Here is a 16,027-nt window from a genome sequence, read left to right on the forward strand (position 1 = left end):
CTTCGAATGACGAGGAAAGGCCCCCTTCGCGGGGGCCTTTTTGTTTTCAGGACCGGGGCAACCGCAACAGGTGCAGCCGTTCCATCGTCTCGTGCTCCAATTCGAAGCCGTGGCGCAGATAGAGGCGGAACGCCGGATTTGGGCGCAGGACGCTCAGCCGGAGCGGCAATGCGCGACGGTCCGCCTCTTCGGCGATCCTCTGCAGGACATGACCTCCGACTCCGCGTCCGCGATGGCCCGGGTCGACGAAAAGGCGCGCGAGGGTCATCTCCGTCTGTTCGACGCGCAATGCGAGGCAACCGATGGCGGTGCCCGCCTCCTCGATGATCCGGTGGCCCGAGACGTCCAGTTCGTCGAGCGTGCAGGAGGGCCGCCAACGGCCCCAGACCGCAATCGCATGATCCCTCATGCAGGTCTCCTCGAGCCACAGAATGAAGGATCCGTTGGCTCGGATCGCGTCTCTGACGTGTAAATCGGGCATGTCTTGCTCGCGCTTGGCCCGGTCAGTCTGGTGTAAGGGTGCCCCAACGACAAACCGCCCGCGCCTCCGGGGGGAGGACGCGGGCGGAAGGGCCCCGAGGGGCTGGCGGTTGTCCGGTCGCAGCTTCTGGGTGGCTGCGCGGCGATCACCGCCTTGACGATGCGCCGGTCGTCGGACGGGGGTCCGCCGGATCGGCGCTCGGACCTGCCGGCCACGGCCTCTCTTCGAGGTTGCGTTGACGCGGCAATTGCGGCCCAATCGGTGAAGCCACGGAGTGTTGCAGAGGAAAGTTTCAGAGGATGGACAACTTTTTCGCAGCAGGGTGCGTGCGTGGCCGATCCAGCCGCTGACCGCGCCCGCGTCGAGGAGATGATTGCGCGTGTCGCGTTACAGGACCGCGCGGCCTTCTCCGACCTCTATGACGCGACCTGCGGGAAACTCTTTGCCGTCTGCCTCCGTGTCTCCGGCAGACGACAGGACGCAGAGGACGCGATGCAGGACGCCTACGTGAAGGTCTGGAGGAATGCCGGGCGCTATGCGGTCACCGGCCATTCGCCGATGACGTGGCTCATCACGATCGCGCGGAACACCGCGATCGACCGTTTGCGCGCGCGCCGCGATCACGACGATCTGGGCGATGTCGACGGAACCCTCGCCGCGCCCGGTGCCACGCCCGAACAGGCCGCCGTCGCCACGTCCGAGGCCGAGCGTATCCGCGACTGCATGAACGCGCTGCCCGAGGATCGTCGCGCGGCCATCTCGGGGGCCTACCTCGAAGGGCAGACCTACGCCGATCTCGCCACCCGCTTCGACGTGCCGCTCAACACGATGCGCACCTGGCTGCGGCGCGGGCTGATCGCCCTGCGGGAGTGTCTGGCGCGATGATGGACGAACTTGCCGAAGACGACGACCTGACGGCGGCCGAGCTGGCCCTCGGGCTGCTCGAGGGCGATGCGCTGTCGGAGGCACGGGCGCGGGTCGGACGCGAGCCGGCCTTTGCCCGCGCGCTCGTCGCCTGGGAGGCGCGGCTGTCGCACATGGCGCAGGACCTGGCCGCCGAGGATCCGCCGGCGGCGGCGAAGGCGGCCCTCATGGCGCGGCTTTTTCCCGAGCCCGCTCCCGTGCCGCTCTGGCGGCGGGCCTGGCCGTGGCAACTGGCGAGCGTCGCGGCGATTGCCGTCGCCAGTCTCCTCTTCTTCACGACCGGCCCCACGCCGCAGGAGGGGCCGCTCTATACCGCCGAGATCGCGGCGGAGGCGGGGGATTTCCGTGTCGTCGCCCTCGTCGACAAGAGCCGCGACGAAGTGATCCTGACGCGCACGCTCGGGGCCGCGCCCGAGGGCCGCATCCTGCAGGTCTGGGCGCACGGCCCGGGCGAGCCCGCGCAATCGGTCGGTCTCTGGCCCGCGGGCGAGAGCGTGCGTCTGCCTTTGCCCACCGAGATTGCCGCCGTCGAGGGTGTGCTCACCCTCGGGGTCAGCGAGGAGCCGCCCGGCGGTTCGACCACCGGCTCGCCCTCGGGCCGGGTCTTCGGCACCGTGGAAATTCCCGGCGTCACGGCCGCGCGGTGACGCATCTCCGCGTCCTGCTGGCCGGGGCGACGGGCACCATCGGGCGGGCGGTCGCGGAGGAGCTGACCGCGCGGGACCACGCCGTCACCGCGCTTCTGCGGCGGGAGGCCGATCTGCCCACCGGTGTCGCGCCTCTCGTGGGTCCGGTCGATGCGCTGCCCGGGCGGACCTTCGACGCCGTCGTCTCCTGTATCGCCTCGCGCAGCGGCCTGCCCGAGGACGCCTGGGCCGTCGATCACCGCGCCAATGCCGCGCTCCTGCGCCTTGCGGAGCAGAGCGGCGCGGGGCGGTTCCTGCTCCTCTCGGCGATCTGCGTGCAGAAGCCGGAACTGGCCTTTCAACACGCGAAACTGGCCTTCGAGGCGGAGTTGCGCGCAAGCGGGTTGGACTGGACGATCGTGCGGCCCACGGCCTTCTTCAAATCGCTTTCGGGGCAGGTGGCACGCGTGAAGGCGGGCAAGCCGTTCCTCGTCTTCGGCGACGGACGGGCGACCGCCTGCAAGCCGATCTCCGATGGCGATCTGGCCCGGTTCATCACCGATGCGCTGACCGACCCTGCCGCGCGGAACCGCGTGTTGCCGATCGGCGGGCCCGGGCCTGCGATCACCCCGGCGGATCAGGCCGCTATGCTGTCCGACCTGCTGGGCCGCGAGGTACCGCTGCGCCGCGTGCCGCCCGCGCTGATGGACGGGATCGTCGCGGCGCTCTCGCTTGGCGGAAGGGTCGCGCCGGCCATGCGGGCAAAGGCCGAACTCGCACGGATCGGGCGCTACTACTCGCGGGAGTCGATGCTCCTGTTGAACCCCGACACCGGTGCCTATGACGCGGAGGCGACGCCGGAATACGGCACCGAGACCCTGCGCGACCACTACGCCGCGCTCCTCTCGGGGGAGGTGGTGCATGATGCGGGGGATCATGCGGTGTTCGGGGAGTGAGGACCGAAGAGCTCCGTCAGATGGTCCGCAACAGCGACCCCAGCAGAGCCGCCGGCGCATCCTCCTGCACGATATGGGCGGCGTCGGGGATGGGTGTGAAACTCCGCGCGCCCAGCAGCGCTTCGATTTCGCGACCCTGTTCCGGTGGAATGAAGGTGTCACGCATGCCCCAGATGATGTGCACATCGAAGTCGGGCGGCGCATAGCGCGCCTGCGCCTCAGCGATGTCGCCGGGATCGGCCTGCGCGATCTGACGGTAGAAGGCGGCCTTTCCGGTCTCGTCTGACCAAGGATCGAAATACGTGCGGATCGAGTCCTCGCGCAGCGGATGATGCGCAGCGGCCTGGATGTAGGCCCGGAACATCGCCTCGTGCGCGTAATCGGGGAGGCCGGCGAAAGCATGCTCGTGGTTCGCGACATGCGCGTAGAAGGGTGAGCCCGAAGGCAGGACCGCGACGGCGTTTACGAGGTGCAGCTTGCCATATTCGATCCCGTTCACGAAGTGACCCCGGAGGGCACAGAGGCCGCCGAAATCGTGGCCGACGACCTTCGGGCGCTTGAGACCCCAATCACCGATGAGGGCCTCTAGGAGATCGCTCTGGACGGCGGCCGTGACCGATTGATCCGGGCGTTTTTCCGAATGCCCGGTTCCCAGCATGTCGAAATAGTAGACCCTGTGGGACGCGGCCAGCCACGGCGCGATCTGCCGCCAGGCCTGAGCCGACCAGGGAAATCCGTGGATCAGGACGATCGGAGGGCCTTCACCGATCGCTCCCCAGGCGATCGATTGGCCATCGAATGAGAAGCGTTCGTTCAAGTCTAGCAAGGGAAACCTCCGAAGATTGGTTGACAATTAGAAAATTCGCTAATTGACTATTTCTATGAGTATCAGGGAAGATCAGGTCAAGGCCCTCGCCAATGAGACTCGGATCGAGATCCTGCGGGTTCTCGATGATCCGGCGACGCATTTCTCGACGCATTTCTCGACGCAGGAATCGGCGGATCCGACGGAGTTCGGCGTGTGTGTTCATCTGATCGCCGCGCATTTCGGTGTCAGTCCTCCGACCATGAGCCGCCATATCGAGTTGCTTCGCAGAGCCGGCTTCATCACCGCGCGTCGTCGGCAGAAATGGACATATTGTTCCCGCGACGAGGCGGCGCTTTCGGACTACGCAGCCTGGCTCCGGGCGTCGCTTAATATCAGAGAGCCGGACCACGCGGGTTGAACGGGCGCATGACGCGCTCCCCACCCTTGACCCCCGGCACCGCTGCGTCATCCTGTCACGCGCAACCAACGGGGAGACACCGATGAGACCGATTCTGACCGCGGCCCTGCTTGCGGCGGCGCTGCCCGCGGGCGCGGAGGAGCTGCGCTTCGCCACCACGTCCGATCCGAACACGCTCGACCCGAACGCGGGCAATTCCGCCCCGGTCTTCAGCCTTCTGAACAACGTCTACGAGGGTCTCGTCCGGCGCGGGCGCGACATGTCGCTCGAACCCGCCCTTGCGACCGCCTGGGAGCCGATCGGCGACGGCGAGGGATGGCGCTTCACCCTGCGCGAGGGCGTGACCTTCCACGGCGGTGAGACCTTCGACGCCGAGGACGTGATCTTCAGCTACGAGCGCGCCTCCTCGCCCGAGTCTGACACGGCGAGCTGGTTTGCGGGCGTGGAACGGGTGGAGATGGTGGATGCGACCACCGTCGACTTCTACACTGCGCAGCCGAACCCGATCTTCCCCGACAGCATCGCCAACTGGATGATGATGGATCAGGGCTGGGCCGAGGCGAACGATGCCACTCGTCCGAACATCGAACAGGGCAACTTCGCCACGCTCAACGCCAACGGCACCGGCCCCTACCGTGTGACAGAGCGGCAGCCCGGCCTGCGCACCGTGCTCGAAGCCAACGAAAGCTGGTGGGGCGAGGACCGGGGCAACGTGACCCGCGCCGTCTATACGCCCGTGCAGAATTCCGCGACGGCCGTGGCCGCGCTCCTCTCGGGTGAGCTCGACCTGATCGAGCCGGTGCCGCTGCAGGATGCGAACCGCGTGGATCAGGCGCAAGGCGTCGACGTGATCCGGGGGATCGAGGCGCGTGTCATCATGCTGGGCTTCCCGCACGATGCCGAGGGGCTCATCGCCGGGGGCGAGGGCAACCCGTTCCAGGATCCGAAGGTCCGGCAGGCGGTCGCCAAGGCGATCAACGTGCCCGCTATCCTACAGACGGTGATGCGCGGTTCCGCCGAGCAGGCGACGCAGCTCATCGGCCCCGGCCTGCGCGGCTATTCCGAGGCGGCAGCCACGACCGAGTATGACGTCGAGGGCGCGAAGGCGCTCCTGGCCGAAGCGGGGTACCCCGACGGCTTCCGCTTCTCGCTCAAGTGCCCGAACGACCGCTACCTCAACGACGAGGCGGTCTGCACTGCGATCAACACGATGCTGGCACAGGTCGGGCTCGAGCCGCTCTTCGAGACGATGCCGGTGGCGAACTACTGGCCGACGCTGCGCGCGGACGAACATGACATGTATCTTCTCGGCTGGTCGCCCGGCACCTTCGACGCCGAACACCCGATCCGCTTCCTCATGGCGACCCCGAACGAGGAGGCGAAGCTCGGCTCCTGGAACTTCGGCGGCTACTCCAACGCCCGCGTCGACGAACTCCTGCCGCAGATCCAGGGCGAGATCGACGAGGCGGCCCGGCAGGCGATGATCGACGAGGTGGTACAGATCACCTCGGAGGACATGGCCTATGTGCCGCTCTACATCCAGCCGCTCGTCTGGGGCGTGAAGGACGGCGTGGAGGTCGTTCAACGGCCCGACAACTTCCTGATCCTGCGCTGGATCGAGATGCCGGCCTGAGGCTCAGACGCCCGAGAGGATGAGATCGAGGGCGCGCGTGACATCGTCGCGCGCGTCTTCGGCGCTGGCGACGAAGGGGCCGATCTCACTCGTCCGAATCGCGGCGGCATGGAGCGGAAAGGCGACGAATACTTCGTCGCCGCGCATGACCACGGGACTTAGGAGTTTCGCCGCGTTTGGCGCGATCGAACGTTTGTAGACGGGTACGACAAGGCGAGATCCGATCTCATCGAGCAGATCACTCTGGATCACGAGGATGAGCCCGCCCGACACGAGATTGCGGTGGATGTGCCATTGGCGTGGCCTGTCTGTCATGCCTCAGAAAAGCCGCTGCTTTTCAAGCGGCAAACCATTCCTCTCGACCCATTCGTTTATCGCCTCGATATCGGGCCGCAGCTTTTCTTTCAGCCGTCTGTGACGTTCGGCGCGAACGGTTTCGGCAACCCCTGCCGCCGCTGCGGCGCTCACGTTGATGCCATAGGCCTTCGCTTCGTCCAGAAGGGCGGCATCCATCGTGATGCTGGTCTTGCGGGTGGGCATGGGATGCTCCGTCGATATACCGTACAATCATACCGCAACGCCGTATTCCGGGCAACGCCACGGCCAACGCGCTTGACGTATGCGCCCCCACGCCCGAAACCGGGGAAATGCTCGCCTACATCATCCGCCGCATCTTCCAGTCCATCGTCGTCCTTCTGGCGGTCGGGCTCGTCGCCTTCTCGATGTTCCGCTTCGTGGGCGACCCGATCGAGAACCTGCTGGGCCAGGAGCGCACGGTGCAGGACGTGGAGCGCCTGCGCGAGGCGCTGGGCCTCAACGATCCGTTCCCGGTGCAATACGCCACCTTCCTCGCCCGCGCGGTGCAGGGCGACTTCGGCGTCTCCTATCGCCAGTCGCGCCCCGTGGCCGAGATCATCGCCGAACGCGCGCCGGCCACGCTGGAGCTCGCCCTCGTCTCGGGCGTCCTCGCGCTCACGCTCGGCATCGCGCTCGGGGTCTTCACGGCGATCCGGCGGGACGGGTGGGCGGCGAACATCATCATGTCGGCGTCGCTCATCGGGGTCTCCTTGCCGACGTTCCTCATCGGGATATTGCTCATCTACGTCTTCGGCGTGCAGCTCAGGTGGCTTCCGACCTTCGGGCGCGGGGAGGTCGTCGACCTCGGCTGGTGGACGACCGGGTTCCTCACTTCCTCGGGACTCAAATCGCTCATCCTGCCGTCGATCACGCTGGGCCTCTTCCAGATGACGCTCATCATGCGGCTCGTCCGCTCCGAGATGCTGGAGGTGCTGCGGCAGGACTACATCCGCTTCGCCCGCGCGCGGGGCCTGGCCGCGAAGTCCGTCAACTTCCGCCACGCGCTCAAGAACACCATGGTCCCCGTCATCACCGTCACGGGCCTGCAGCTCGGGGCGATCATCGCCTTTGCCATCATCACCGAAACGGTCTTCCAGTGGCCGGGCGTGGGTCTCCTCTTCATCAACGCGGTGCAGTTCGTCGACATCCCCGTGATGGCCGCCTACCTGATGCTGATCTCGGTGATGTTCGTGATGATCAACCTGCTGGTCGACATCCTCTACGTCTGGGTCGACCCCCGCCTGCGCATCGACGGGAGGCATGCATGAGCGACACGCCCGCCACCGAAGTCCGCCCCTCGCGCCTGCGCGCGGCCTGGGACGCGGATATCTCCTATTCCTTCCGCCGCTCGCCCGTCGCGATGATCGCGGCCTTCGTCACGCTCCTCCTGGTGCTCGCGGCCGTCTTCGCACCATGGGTGGCGACGACGAACCCCTTCGACCCGTCGTCGCTCAACCTGATGAACGGCTTCTCGAAGCCGGGCGTCGCAAACGAATTCACGGGCGATACCTTCTGGCTTGGCACCGACGATCAGGGGCGCGACGTCTATTCCACCATCCTCTACGGCCTGCGCATCTCGCTCTTCGTGGGGTTCATGGCAGTGCTCTTCGCGATGATCCTGGGCGTCTTGCTGGGGCTTCTCGCCGGCTATGTCGGCGGTTGGACGGAGACGATCATCATGCGCGTGGCCGACGTGCAACTGACCTTCCCGTCGATCCTCGTCGCGCTCCTCATCTTCGGGATCGCGCGCGGGATCATCCCGATCGAGTACCGCGACCAGATGGCGATCTGGGTGCTTATCATCGCGATCGGCCTGTCGGACTGGGTGCAGTTCGCCCGGGTCGTGCGCGGGGCGACGCTGGTGGAGAAGAACAAGGAATACGTGCAGGCCGCACGCCTCATCGGGCGCAAGCCCGGCGCGATCATGCTGCGCCACATCCTGCCGAACGTCCTCTCGCCCGTCCTCGTGATCGCGACGATCTCGCTCGCGCTCGCCATCATCGCCGAGGCGACGCTGTCCTTCCTCGGGGTCGGTGCGCCGCCGACGCAACCGTCGCTCGGCACGCTCATCCGCATCGGGCAGGATTTCCTCTTCTCCGGCGAATGGTGGATCCTGTTCTTCCCGGCCTGCACGCTATTGGCGCTGGCGCTCTCGGTGAACCTGCTGGGCGACTGGCTGCGCGACGCGCTGAATCCGAGGTTGCGGTGAGCCTGATAGATGAAACACTTCTGCGGCAAGGCAGGCACAACTGGTATCGTAACACGATCTGGTCTGGCGAGATCGAGGTCGCTTTCCTTCAGAAGCTGCGGCGCGCACGCAAAGAGTGGCATCAGTACGTGGCGATCCAGATGAACTTTCTGAAGCAGCGGTATCCCGAAGCCACGCTTCGGCTTGCTGACTACTACCTTAGCCGGAGATCGGATGATGAGGATGACTTTTCATACGGCAATGTCATGAGGTCTGCAGCGTCTGCCTACGAGCGTATGGATCAGCTCGACAGCGCCGCCGATGCCCATCTGGAAGCGATGAAATGGCAACGGCATAACCCCGGCCACGTGATTGGAGTTGAGAAGGAGTTTGCCGCGTTTGCCGCGCGTCATCGTCTTTCCGATCACTACGAGACGATCTTGGTTGCATTGGAGCCACGATTGTTCGGGGAGTCGGGACTTGGTGATGGTTTGTTCAGGGAATGCGCCGTCGCTGCGATCTTCGAAAGCGAATTTGGGGACATAGCCCGCGCCGTGAGAGCCGCTGATCAGGCTCTGCAGTGTCTTCAGTCCGATTGCGGCAGAGACGGCGACCGGTCTGAGTCCGGACAAGACGTTCCACCGAGTTTGATTGAGCGGCTTCACGCGATTTCCGTTCATGTGCGACCGGCCGAGGAGTACTTGCATTGACCCCCGTCCTCGAACTCCGCGACCTCACCGTCGACATCCCCACGCGCCACGGCACGCTGCGGCCCGTCGATGCCGTCTCCTGGAGCATCGACGCGGGCGAGATCCTCGGCGTCGTGGGCGAATCCGGTGCCGGCAAGTCGATGACCGGCAATGCCGTGATCGGTCTCCTCGACAGTCCCGCGCATATCTCCGGTGGCGAGGTCCTGCTCGAAGGGGAGCGGATCGACCATTACACCCTGCCGCAGATGCGCCGGATCCGGGGCAAGCGGATCGGGATGGTGTTCCAGGACCCGCTCACCTCGCTCAACCCGCTCCTGACCGTGGGCGAGCAGCTGGAGGAGACGATCCTGCGGCATCTCGACGTCTCGAATGCCGAGGCCCGCAAACGCGCGATCCAGGGGCTCGACGAGGTGGGCATCCCGTCGGCGAAGAACCGGATGGACGCCTATCCGCACGAATTCTCGGGCGGGATGCGGCAGCGGGTCGTCATCGCGCTCGCCCTCTGCGCGGAGCCGACGCTCCTGATCGCGGACGAGCCGACCACCGCCCTCGACGTCAGCGTGCAGGCGCAGATCACCGCGCTCCTGAAGCGCCTCTGCCGGGAGCGGGGCATGGCCGCGATGCTGGTGACGCACGACATGGGCGTCATCGCCGAGACGGCGGACCGAGTGGCCGTGATGTATGCCGGGCGTCTGGCCGAGATCGGGCCCGTCAGCCAGATCGTGGGCCAGCCGCGTCACCCCTATACCGACGGCCTCATGGCTTCGACGCCCGCCGCGTCCGCCGGGCAGGCGCGCCTGCGGCAGATCCCCGGCGCGATGCCGCGTCTGGGCCGCCTGCCGACCGGCTGCGCCTTCCACCCGCGCTGCCCCAAGGCGGAGGACAAGTGCCGCGTCGATCCGGGGCCGAAGGTGGGCGAAGCCGACGACCGCGCGGCCTGCTGGTTCCCGATCGAGGCGAAGGAGAGCGCGGCATGAGCAACATCGTTTCGGTCAAGAACCTCACGCGTGTCTTCGACGTCTCGAAGCCCTGGCTCAACCGCCTGATCGAGCGGCTGCCGAAGCGGATGCTCACCGCCGTCTCGGACGTCAGCTTCGACATCCCGGAGCGGACGACCTACGCGCTTGTGGGCGAATCCGGGTCGGGCAAGTCGACCATCGGCAAGATGGTCGTCGACCTCCTGACGCCGAGCGAGGGCAGCGTGGAGATCGAGGGCATCAACCTGCGCGAGACCCGCGATGCCGCCACGATCGATCGCATCCGCAGCGACATCCAGATGATCTTCCAGGATCCCTTCGCCTCGCTCAATCCGCGCTGGCGGGTGCGCGACATCATCACCGAGCCGGTGGCCGCGCGGGGCGGCAAGACCGACGGTCTGGCCGAGAAGCTCCTGGAGCAGGTGGGGCTTTCGGCGGAAGACGCGGTGAAATACCCGCACCAGTTCTCGGGCGGTCAGCGGCAGCGGCTTTGCGTGGCCCGTGCGCTCGCCTCCGAGCCGAAGCTCATCGTCTGCGACGAGCCGACCTCGGCCCTCGACGTGTCGGTACAGGCGCAGGTGCTCAACCTGATGAGCGACCTGAAGGACGAGCACGGGCTGACCTATCTCTTCATCTCCCACGACCTGACCGTCGTGCGTCACATGGCCGATACCATCGGCGTGCTCTACCTCGGTCGTCTGGTCGAGGAGGCCGCGCCGGACGACCTCTTCACCCGGCCCGCGCATCCCTACACGGCGATGCTGATCGACGCGGCTCCCCGGCTCGATGCCTTCGGGCGCGAGGTGGAGCCGCCCGAGGGCGAGATCCCCGATCCCATCGATCCGCCGAAGGGCTGCGCCTTCCACCCGCGCTGCCCGCTCGCGACCGACGTCTGCAAGGTGGATCGCCCGGCGCTGGAACGACACGGCCTGGGTCGCGTCGCCTGCCATCACGCCGGACAGATCCGGCTGAAGGGCGCGGCCTGACGTGGGCTATGCCTCGACCGTGAACGGCGCGTCGTAGCGGTGCTCTTCGAGGTTCAGACCGGGGCCCACACGGTCGACCACGGCGAAGAGGCCCGGCGCGTGAAGCGGGGTCAGGACGCCGTGCCACGTGCCCCGGTGGAACTGCACGCCCTCGTGCGGCGCGGTGAGAAAGGCGCGCGGCTCGGCTCCCGGCCCATCCGCGACGATCACCAGGAACGGATGCGCCGTCAGCGGCAGGAATGCCTGGCTCCCGTCCGGGTGCCGCTCGATCAGGTCGAAGCTGTAGGGCAGGACGCGCGGCTCGGCCTCGAAGACCGAGAGTGAGACGGCACCCTCCGCGTCGACGTCGGGGCGGCATTGGTCGTGCCAGCGCGTGCAGAGTCCCGCGTTGATCGACCGCGCCTCGCCCGCGCCCGCGGCGATCACCGTGCCGTAGGGCGCGAAGGCCTCGGCGGTCAGCGGTGCCGCCCGGATCACCACGCGAGCGCCTCGAGCCTGAGGCGCGCGATGCGCTCGACCTGCGCGCAGGCCTCCGCGAACTCGGTCGTCGTCTCGTTTTCCAGCCGCCGTTCCATCGCGGCATGGATGCCGGCCTTGTCGTGGTCGCGGACTGCGATGATGAACGGGAACCCGTGGCGCGCGACATAGGCGGCATTCAACGTCCCGAAGGTATCCCGCTCCCCGTCGGTCAGCAGGTCGAGCCCCGCGCTCGCCTGTTCGGCGGTGCTGTCTGCGGTCAATCGCCCGGCGGCGGCCAGCTTGCCCGCAAGGTCGGGGTGCGCGCGCAACACCGCGAGGCGCTCGTCCTCCGTGCCGGCGCGGAAGGCACGCACCAGCGCGGCGTGCAGCCCGGCCGGATGGTGGTGGGCCGGTCCGAGTTCCTGCGCCCAGGCGCGCTCCGCGACCCAGGGGGAGTGTTCGAAGATGCCGCCGAAGCGCGCGACGAAGGTCGCCTCGTCCAGCTCATGCGCCATTTCGCCGGGCGGTACCGGCACATCCGACAACTCCGGCACTGCATCGCGCACGACGTCGGCGGGGGCGTCCACCGGCGTGACGCCGTCGGGATGCACCCGATCCCAATGGGCGGCGATCTCGGCGCGCGTGGCGATCCAGACGCCGGCGTGGCCGCGGACATGGTCGAGAAAGCGGGCCAGGGCGGCGGCGCGCCCCGGTCGACCTGCGAGCCGGCAATGCAGGCCCACGGTCATCATCCGGCCGCCCTCGGCCATCAGGCAGTCGAAGCTGTCGCGCAGATACTGCTCCCAGGAGGCTCCGTCGGCATGACCGGCGGTGATCGCGAAGCGCATGTCGTTGGCGTCGAGCGTATAGGGCAGGATGAGCTGTCGGCGGCCACCGATGCGCACGCGATAGGGCAGGTCGTCGGCATAGCTGTCGGAGATATAGGCGAGGTCGCCCTCCTCCGCGGCGAGGCGCACCGTGTTCATGGAGCAGCGACCGGTGTACCAGCCCCGCGGCGCGGCTCCCGTCACCTCCCGGTGCAGCGCGAGCGCCGCGCGGATCGCGTCGCGCTCCTCCGCCTCGGGCATGTCCTTGTGTTCGACCCACTTCAGCCCGTGGGACGCGATCTCCCAACCGGCGCCGCGCATCGCCTCGACCTGCAAGGGGGATCGGGCCAGCGCCTCGGCCACGCCGTAGACCGTCACCGGTAGGTCCGAGAGCATCCGGTGCAGCCGCCAGAAGCCGGCGCGCGCGCCGTATTCGTAGATCGACTCCATGTTCCAGTGCCGCTGTCCCGGCCAGGGCTGCGCACCGGTGATCTCCGACAGGAAGGCCTCCGAGGCCGCATCGCCGTGCAGCAGGTTGTTCTCGCCCCCTTCCTCGTAGTTGAGCACGAGGCTCAGGGCGAGGCGCGCGCCGTTCGGCCAATGGGCATCGGGCGGCGTCGGGCCGTGGCCCAGCAGGTCGCGGGGATAGCGGTCGGGCATCGCGGGCTCCTTGCGTTGGTCGGCCGCAGAATGGGCCGGCCCGCGCAAAGTTTCCAGCCGGGGCAGCCCGTCAGGTACCGTTCGCCAGCAGCGCCGAAAGCTCCGCCGCGGCCGTCTTGAGCTGCGGCAGGAAGGTCAGCGCGCGCTGCAGGTCGATGCGCTGCGTCGGTGCGTGGAACGACAGCGTCGCGAGAAGCCGGTCGTTGCCGTCGGTGATCGGCACGGCGACGGCGATCATGTCGGGCATGAACTCCCCCCGGTCGGTGCCGTAGCCGCGCTCGCGCGTGCGGTCGATCGCCGCTTCCAGCTCCGCCCGGTCGGTGTAGGTGCCCGGCGCGCGCCGTTCGAGGATGGTGGCCGAGAGGTAGATGTCGAGCTGCCGTGGCTCCATCGTCGAGAGATAGAGCTTGCCCGAGGCCGTGCAGTAGTAGGGCACGCGCGTGCCCGTCGGCAGCTGGATGCGCAGCGGCCATTCGGTCTCGACACGCTCCAGGTAGACCATGGAGTCCCCGTCCGGGAGCGCGATGTTGCAGGTCTCGCCGATCTCGTTCGACAGGCGTGTCAGGATCGCCTGTCGCGAAGTGCGGATGCGCGACGACGACAGCACGCCGCCCGCCAGCGTCCGCATCCGGGGGCCGGGCAGATAGGCCCGCCCCCCGATGTCGCGTTGCAGGAAGCCTTCCTCCACGAGGGTCGAGAAGAGGCGATGGATCGTGGGCTTCGGCAGGCCGAGGGCCTCGTTCACGGCGGTCGGCGTCACGGGCTCTCCGGCGCGGGCCACCTCCTCGAGGACGAGGAGGAGCCGCAGGTTCGTCGGGATCGAGTCGCTTCGCTGTCCGTCCATCGCCTACTCCTATCTACCCGGCAGCAACGCCGTCGACAGCTCGGGCACCAGCGCGATGACGAGCCAGACCGAGATCAGCGCCACCAGATACGGCACCGTATAGGGCAGGAGCCGGAAGTACGGCACCCCCGTGACGCCCGAGGCCACGTAGAGGTTGAGCCCATAGGGCGGCGTGATGAAACCGATCGACGCCCCGACGAGGAAGATCACCGCGAACTGCACCGGCTCGACGCCCACGGAATGGGCGATCGGGGCCAGGATCGGCGCGAGGATGATCGTGACGGGAAGCGACTCGAGCACCATCCCCGAGACGAAGACGATCGCCATCGCGGTGAAGAGAACCGCGTAGTAGCCGCCCATGCCGGTGACGAAATCGCCGATGATCTGCTGCGCGCCGAGGACCGAGAGGATCTGCTGCATGACGACCGAGACGGCGATGAGCGGCGCGAGGATGCCGGTGATCTGTGCCGACCGCATCGTGATCGACGGCAGCTCGATGGGCGAGAAGCCCTGCACGACGAGCATTTCGCCGTAGCCGCGCTCCTCGATCGGCCGGTCCTCGTTCTTGCCCATCATCTTGTAGAGCGGCAGGCAGAGGAAGCCGACGATGATGCAGAAGCCGACGGTCACGCCGGCCGCTTCGGTCGGGGAGAACTTGCCGGTGTAGATGCCCCAGAGGACGAGGCCGATGGCGAAGAAGCCGAGCCAGGCCCCGATCGCGGTCTTGATGATCCGCGAGGGCGACAGGCCGATCAGAACGCCCCACTTGTTCTTCCACGCCAGCAGGAACGCCGCGGTCATCATCGCGACGACCATGAGCGTGCCAGGGATGATGCCCGCGACGAAGAGGTCGGAGATCGGCAGGTTCAGAAGGAAGCCGTAGACGATGAAGATGATCGACGGCGGGATGATGATGCCCACGGTGCCGCCCGCGGCCGCGGTGGCCGCCGAGAAGCGCTCGTCGTAGTCGCCCTTGACCATCTCGGGATGCAGCATGGAGCCGATGGTGGCCGTGGTGGCCGAGTTCGAGCCCGAGATCGCCGCGAAGAGGCCGCAGGCCCCGAGCGCCGCCATCGAGAGGCCGCCGCGGATCCAGCCGAGGCAGGCGTAGGCGTAGTCCGACAGCCGCCGGGCGATGCCCGACCGGTTGATGAGGTCGCCCGTCAGGATGAAGAGCGGCATCGCGAGGAGCGCGAAGCCGTCGGTGAAGACGTCGGCCAGCGCCGCGCCGATGTTCAGCAGCGGCAGGGCCAGCACGAAGGACATGCCGATGACCCAGTAACCGATCACCAGGAACACCGGGACGCCCAGCATGAACAGGATCGTGACGCCGATCGAGATCAGCGTGATGAGGGTTCCGTCGCTCATGTGTCACCTCCGATCACGGCCTGCTCGATGAGCGTGTTGCCCGTGCGGTAATTCTTCAGGTCGGTAAAGAGGTTCTCGAACACGCGGCCCGAGAGCAGGACGAAGGCCAGCGGCACGGAGATCAGGAACCACCACTGCATCACGTTGTCGGTGCCCGCCATGAAGCGGAAGTTGGACGCGGCGTTGACCGTCTCCTGCATCGTGGTCACCACGACGATCCAGGCGAAACCGAGCCAGAGCACGGCATCGAGCACGAGGCAGGCGATCTGCCCGCCGGGCTTCATCGCGGTGCGGAACTCGGCGAAGGCGAGATGCGTGCGCAGCTTGACGTTATAGCTGCAGCCCACCCAGGTCATGATGAGGAACAGGAACGGCGGCAGCGTCGTCGACCAGGGCGGCTGCCCCGACAGGTAGAAGCGCTGGATGACCCCGGCGAAGATGATGAGGCCGATCGCCAGGTAGCTGATGACCATCACGGTCGGCTCGAGGTATTTCTCGACGAAGGGCACCGCGCGATTGAGCGCCATGACCCCGAGCCCGCCGAACAGGACGACGAGGAAGCCGAGCACCCAGAGCGAGGGTCCGTGCTGGCGCAACGCATCGGCGAGCATCCAGGCATCGTTGTTGAAGATCCATTCGGACAATCCCGCCAGGATTGCCCCTATGCCGTCGAACAGGCCCATCGACATGCCCTCCCGTTTGTCGTCGCGACCCCTCCCGGCCGCTTTGGGGATGTTAGGCCGCGGGCGGCGGCCTGTCTCCCATCATGAAATCGGGCGCGAAGAACGCGCCCGATTCCGTGTCT

General features: G+C 67.2%; 19 protein-coding genes. 10 read left to right on the forward strand and 9 right to left on the reverse strand.

The genetic code is table 11. From position 1 onward, the window contains the following. Positions 1-46: 46 nt before the first annotated feature. Positions 47-409 carry a GNAT family N-acetyltransferase gene (locus HSX43_RS14965; RefSeq protein WP_179380940.1) on the reverse strand — a complete coding sequence of 121 codons (363 nt, stop codon included), beginning with the start codon at positions 407-409 and terminating at the stop codon, positions 47-49. Positions 410-850: 441 nt separating this feature from the next. Here HSX43_RS14965 and HSX43_RS14970 point away from each other — a divergent pair, with 441 nt between their 5' ends. Genes HSX43_RS14970 through HSX43_RS14980 form a run of 3 tightly spaced genes read left to right on the forward strand, consistent with a single transcriptional unit; the run spans position 851 to position 2,987 of the window. Then, a complete protein-coding gene (locus tag HSX43_RS14970; protein WP_179380991.1) occupies positions 851-1,366 on the forward strand; it encodes a sigma-70 family RNA polymerase sigma factor in 516 nt (171 codons plus the stop codon). Next, a complete protein-coding gene (locus HSX43_RS14975; RefSeq protein WP_235962677.1) occupies positions 1,363-2,052 on the forward strand; it encodes an anti-sigma factor in 690 nt (229 codons plus the stop codon). The genes HSX43_RS14970 and HSX43_RS14975 overlap by 4 nt, the downstream gene beginning before the upstream one ends. After that, a complete protein-coding gene (locus HSX43_RS14980; protein ID WP_179380941.1) occupies positions 2,049-2,987 on the forward strand; it encodes an NAD(P)H-binding protein in 939 nt (312 codons plus the stop codon). Before HSX43_RS14975 ends, HSX43_RS14980 begins: the two co-directional genes overlap by 4 nt. A gap of 16 nt (positions 2,988-3,003) precedes the next feature. Here HSX43_RS14980 and HSX43_RS14985 read toward each other — a convergent pair whose 3' ends face one another. After that, entirely contained in the window at positions 3,004-3,804 is an 801-nt protein-coding gene (locus tag HSX43_RS14985; RefSeq protein WP_235962678.1) for an alpha/beta fold hydrolase, read from the reverse strand. Positions 3,805-3,856: 52 nt separating this feature from the next. Here HSX43_RS14985 and HSX43_RS14990 point away from each other — a divergent pair, with 52 nt between their 5' ends. Both HSX43_RS14990 and HSX43_RS14995 read left to right on the forward strand, forming a co-directional pair. Then, on the forward strand, positions 3,857-4,213 hold the full coding sequence (locus tag HSX43_RS14990) for an ArsR/SmtB family transcription factor (protein WP_235962679.1): 357 nt from the start codon (positions 3,857-3,859) through the stop codon (positions 4,211-4,213). Positions 4,214-4,295: 82 nt separating this feature from the next. After that, the gene (locus HSX43_RS14995) at positions 4,296-5,846 is read left to right on the forward strand and encodes an ABC transporter substrate-binding protein (protein WP_179380942.1); all 1,551 of its coding nucleotides are present in this window, start codon (positions 4,296-4,298) and stop codon (positions 5,844-5,846) included. A 3-nt stretch (positions 5,847-5,849) separates the two neighbouring features. Here the strand turns inward: HSX43_RS14995 and HSX43_RS15000 are convergent, their stop codons facing one another. Both HSX43_RS15000 and HSX43_RS15005 read right to left on the reverse strand, forming a co-directional pair. Beyond that, positions 5,850-6,161: a CcdB family protein gene (locus HSX43_RS15000; protein ID WP_179380943.1), complete on the reverse strand. Its 312-nt coding sequence runs from the start codon at positions 6,159-6,161 to the stop codon at positions 5,850-5,852. Between the two features lie 3 nt (positions 6,162-6,164). Next, a complete protein-coding gene (locus tag HSX43_RS15005) occupies positions 6,165-6,386 on the reverse strand; it encodes a type II toxin-antitoxin system CcdA family antitoxin (protein ID WP_179380944.1) in 222 nt (73 codons plus the stop codon). Positions 6,387-6,493: 107 nt separating this feature from the next. On the opposite strand from HSX43_RS15005, the gene HSX43_RS15010 reads away from it, so the two are divergent. Genes HSX43_RS15010 through HSX43_RS15030 form a run of 5 tightly spaced genes read left to right on the forward strand, consistent with a single transcriptional unit; the run spans position 6,494 to position 11,064 of the window. Next, a complete protein-coding gene (locus HSX43_RS15010) occupies positions 6,494-7,471 on the forward strand; it encodes an ABC transporter permease (protein WP_179380945.1) in 978 nt (325 codons plus the stop codon). Then, positions 7,468-8,412 (forward strand): ABC transporter permease, encoded by a 945-nt coding sequence (locus tag HSX43_RS15015; RefSeq protein ID WP_179380946.1) that lies wholly within the window; start codon positions 7,468-7,470, stop codon positions 8,410-8,412. The genes HSX43_RS15010 and HSX43_RS15015 overlap by 4 nt, the downstream gene beginning before the upstream one ends. Further along, positions 8,409-9,101, forward strand: a complete 693-nt coding sequence (locus HSX43_RS15020) for a hypothetical protein (protein WP_179380947.1) — start codon at positions 8,409-8,411, stop codon at positions 9,099-9,101. The genes HSX43_RS15015 and HSX43_RS15020 overlap by 4 nt, the downstream gene beginning before the upstream one ends. Continuing rightward, positions 9,098-10,078 (forward strand): ABC transporter ATP-binding protein, encoded by a 981-nt coding sequence (locus HSX43_RS15025; RefSeq protein WP_179380948.1) that lies wholly within the window; start codon positions 9,098-9,100, stop codon positions 10,076-10,078. The genes HSX43_RS15020 and HSX43_RS15025 overlap by 4 nt, the downstream gene beginning before the upstream one ends. Next, entirely contained in the window at positions 10,075-11,064 is a 990-nt protein-coding gene (locus HSX43_RS15030; protein WP_179380949.1) for an ABC transporter ATP-binding protein, read from the forward strand. Before HSX43_RS15025 ends, HSX43_RS15030 begins: the two co-directional genes overlap by 4 nt. A gap of 6 nt (positions 11,065-11,070) precedes the next feature. Here the strand turns inward: HSX43_RS15030 and HSX43_RS15035 are convergent, their stop codons facing one another. The 5 genes from HSX43_RS15035 to HSX43_RS15055 form a co-directional block, all read right to left on the reverse strand. Then, positions 11,071-11,541, reverse strand: a complete 471-nt coding sequence (locus HSX43_RS15035; RefSeq protein WP_328795425.1) for an ureidoglycolate lyase — start codon at positions 11,539-11,541, stop codon at positions 11,071-11,073. Continuing rightward, positions 11,538-13,010 (reverse strand): allantoinase PuuE, encoded by a 1,473-nt coding sequence (gene puuE / locus HSX43_RS15040; RefSeq protein WP_179380951.1) that lies wholly within the window; start codon positions 13,008-13,010, stop codon positions 11,538-11,540. Before puuE ends, HSX43_RS15035 begins: the two co-directional genes overlap by 4 nt. A gap of 70 nt (positions 13,011-13,080) precedes the next feature. Then, positions 13,081-13,854 (reverse strand): IclR family transcriptional regulator, encoded by a 774-nt coding sequence (locus HSX43_RS15045; protein ID WP_179380952.1) that lies wholly within the window; start codon positions 13,852-13,854, stop codon positions 13,081-13,083. Positions 13,855-13,863: 9 nt separating this feature from the next. Next, a complete protein-coding gene (locus HSX43_RS15050; protein WP_179380953.1) occupies positions 13,864-15,222 on the reverse strand; it encodes a TRAP transporter large permease in 1,359 nt (452 codons plus the stop codon). Further along, positions 15,219-15,905 (reverse strand): TRAP transporter small permease, encoded by a 687-nt coding sequence (locus tag HSX43_RS15055; protein ID WP_179380954.1) that lies wholly within the window; start codon positions 15,903-15,905, stop codon positions 15,219-15,221. The genes HSX43_RS15050 and HSX43_RS15055 overlap by 4 nt, the downstream gene beginning before the upstream one ends. Positions 15,906-16,027: the final 122 nt, after the last annotated feature.

The sequence above is a fragment of the Jannaschia marina genome (assembly GCF_013404595.1).
GTDB classification, from domain to species: Bacteria; Pseudomonadota; Alphaproteobacteria; order Rhodobacterales; family Rhodobacteraceae; genus Jannaschia; species Jannaschia marina.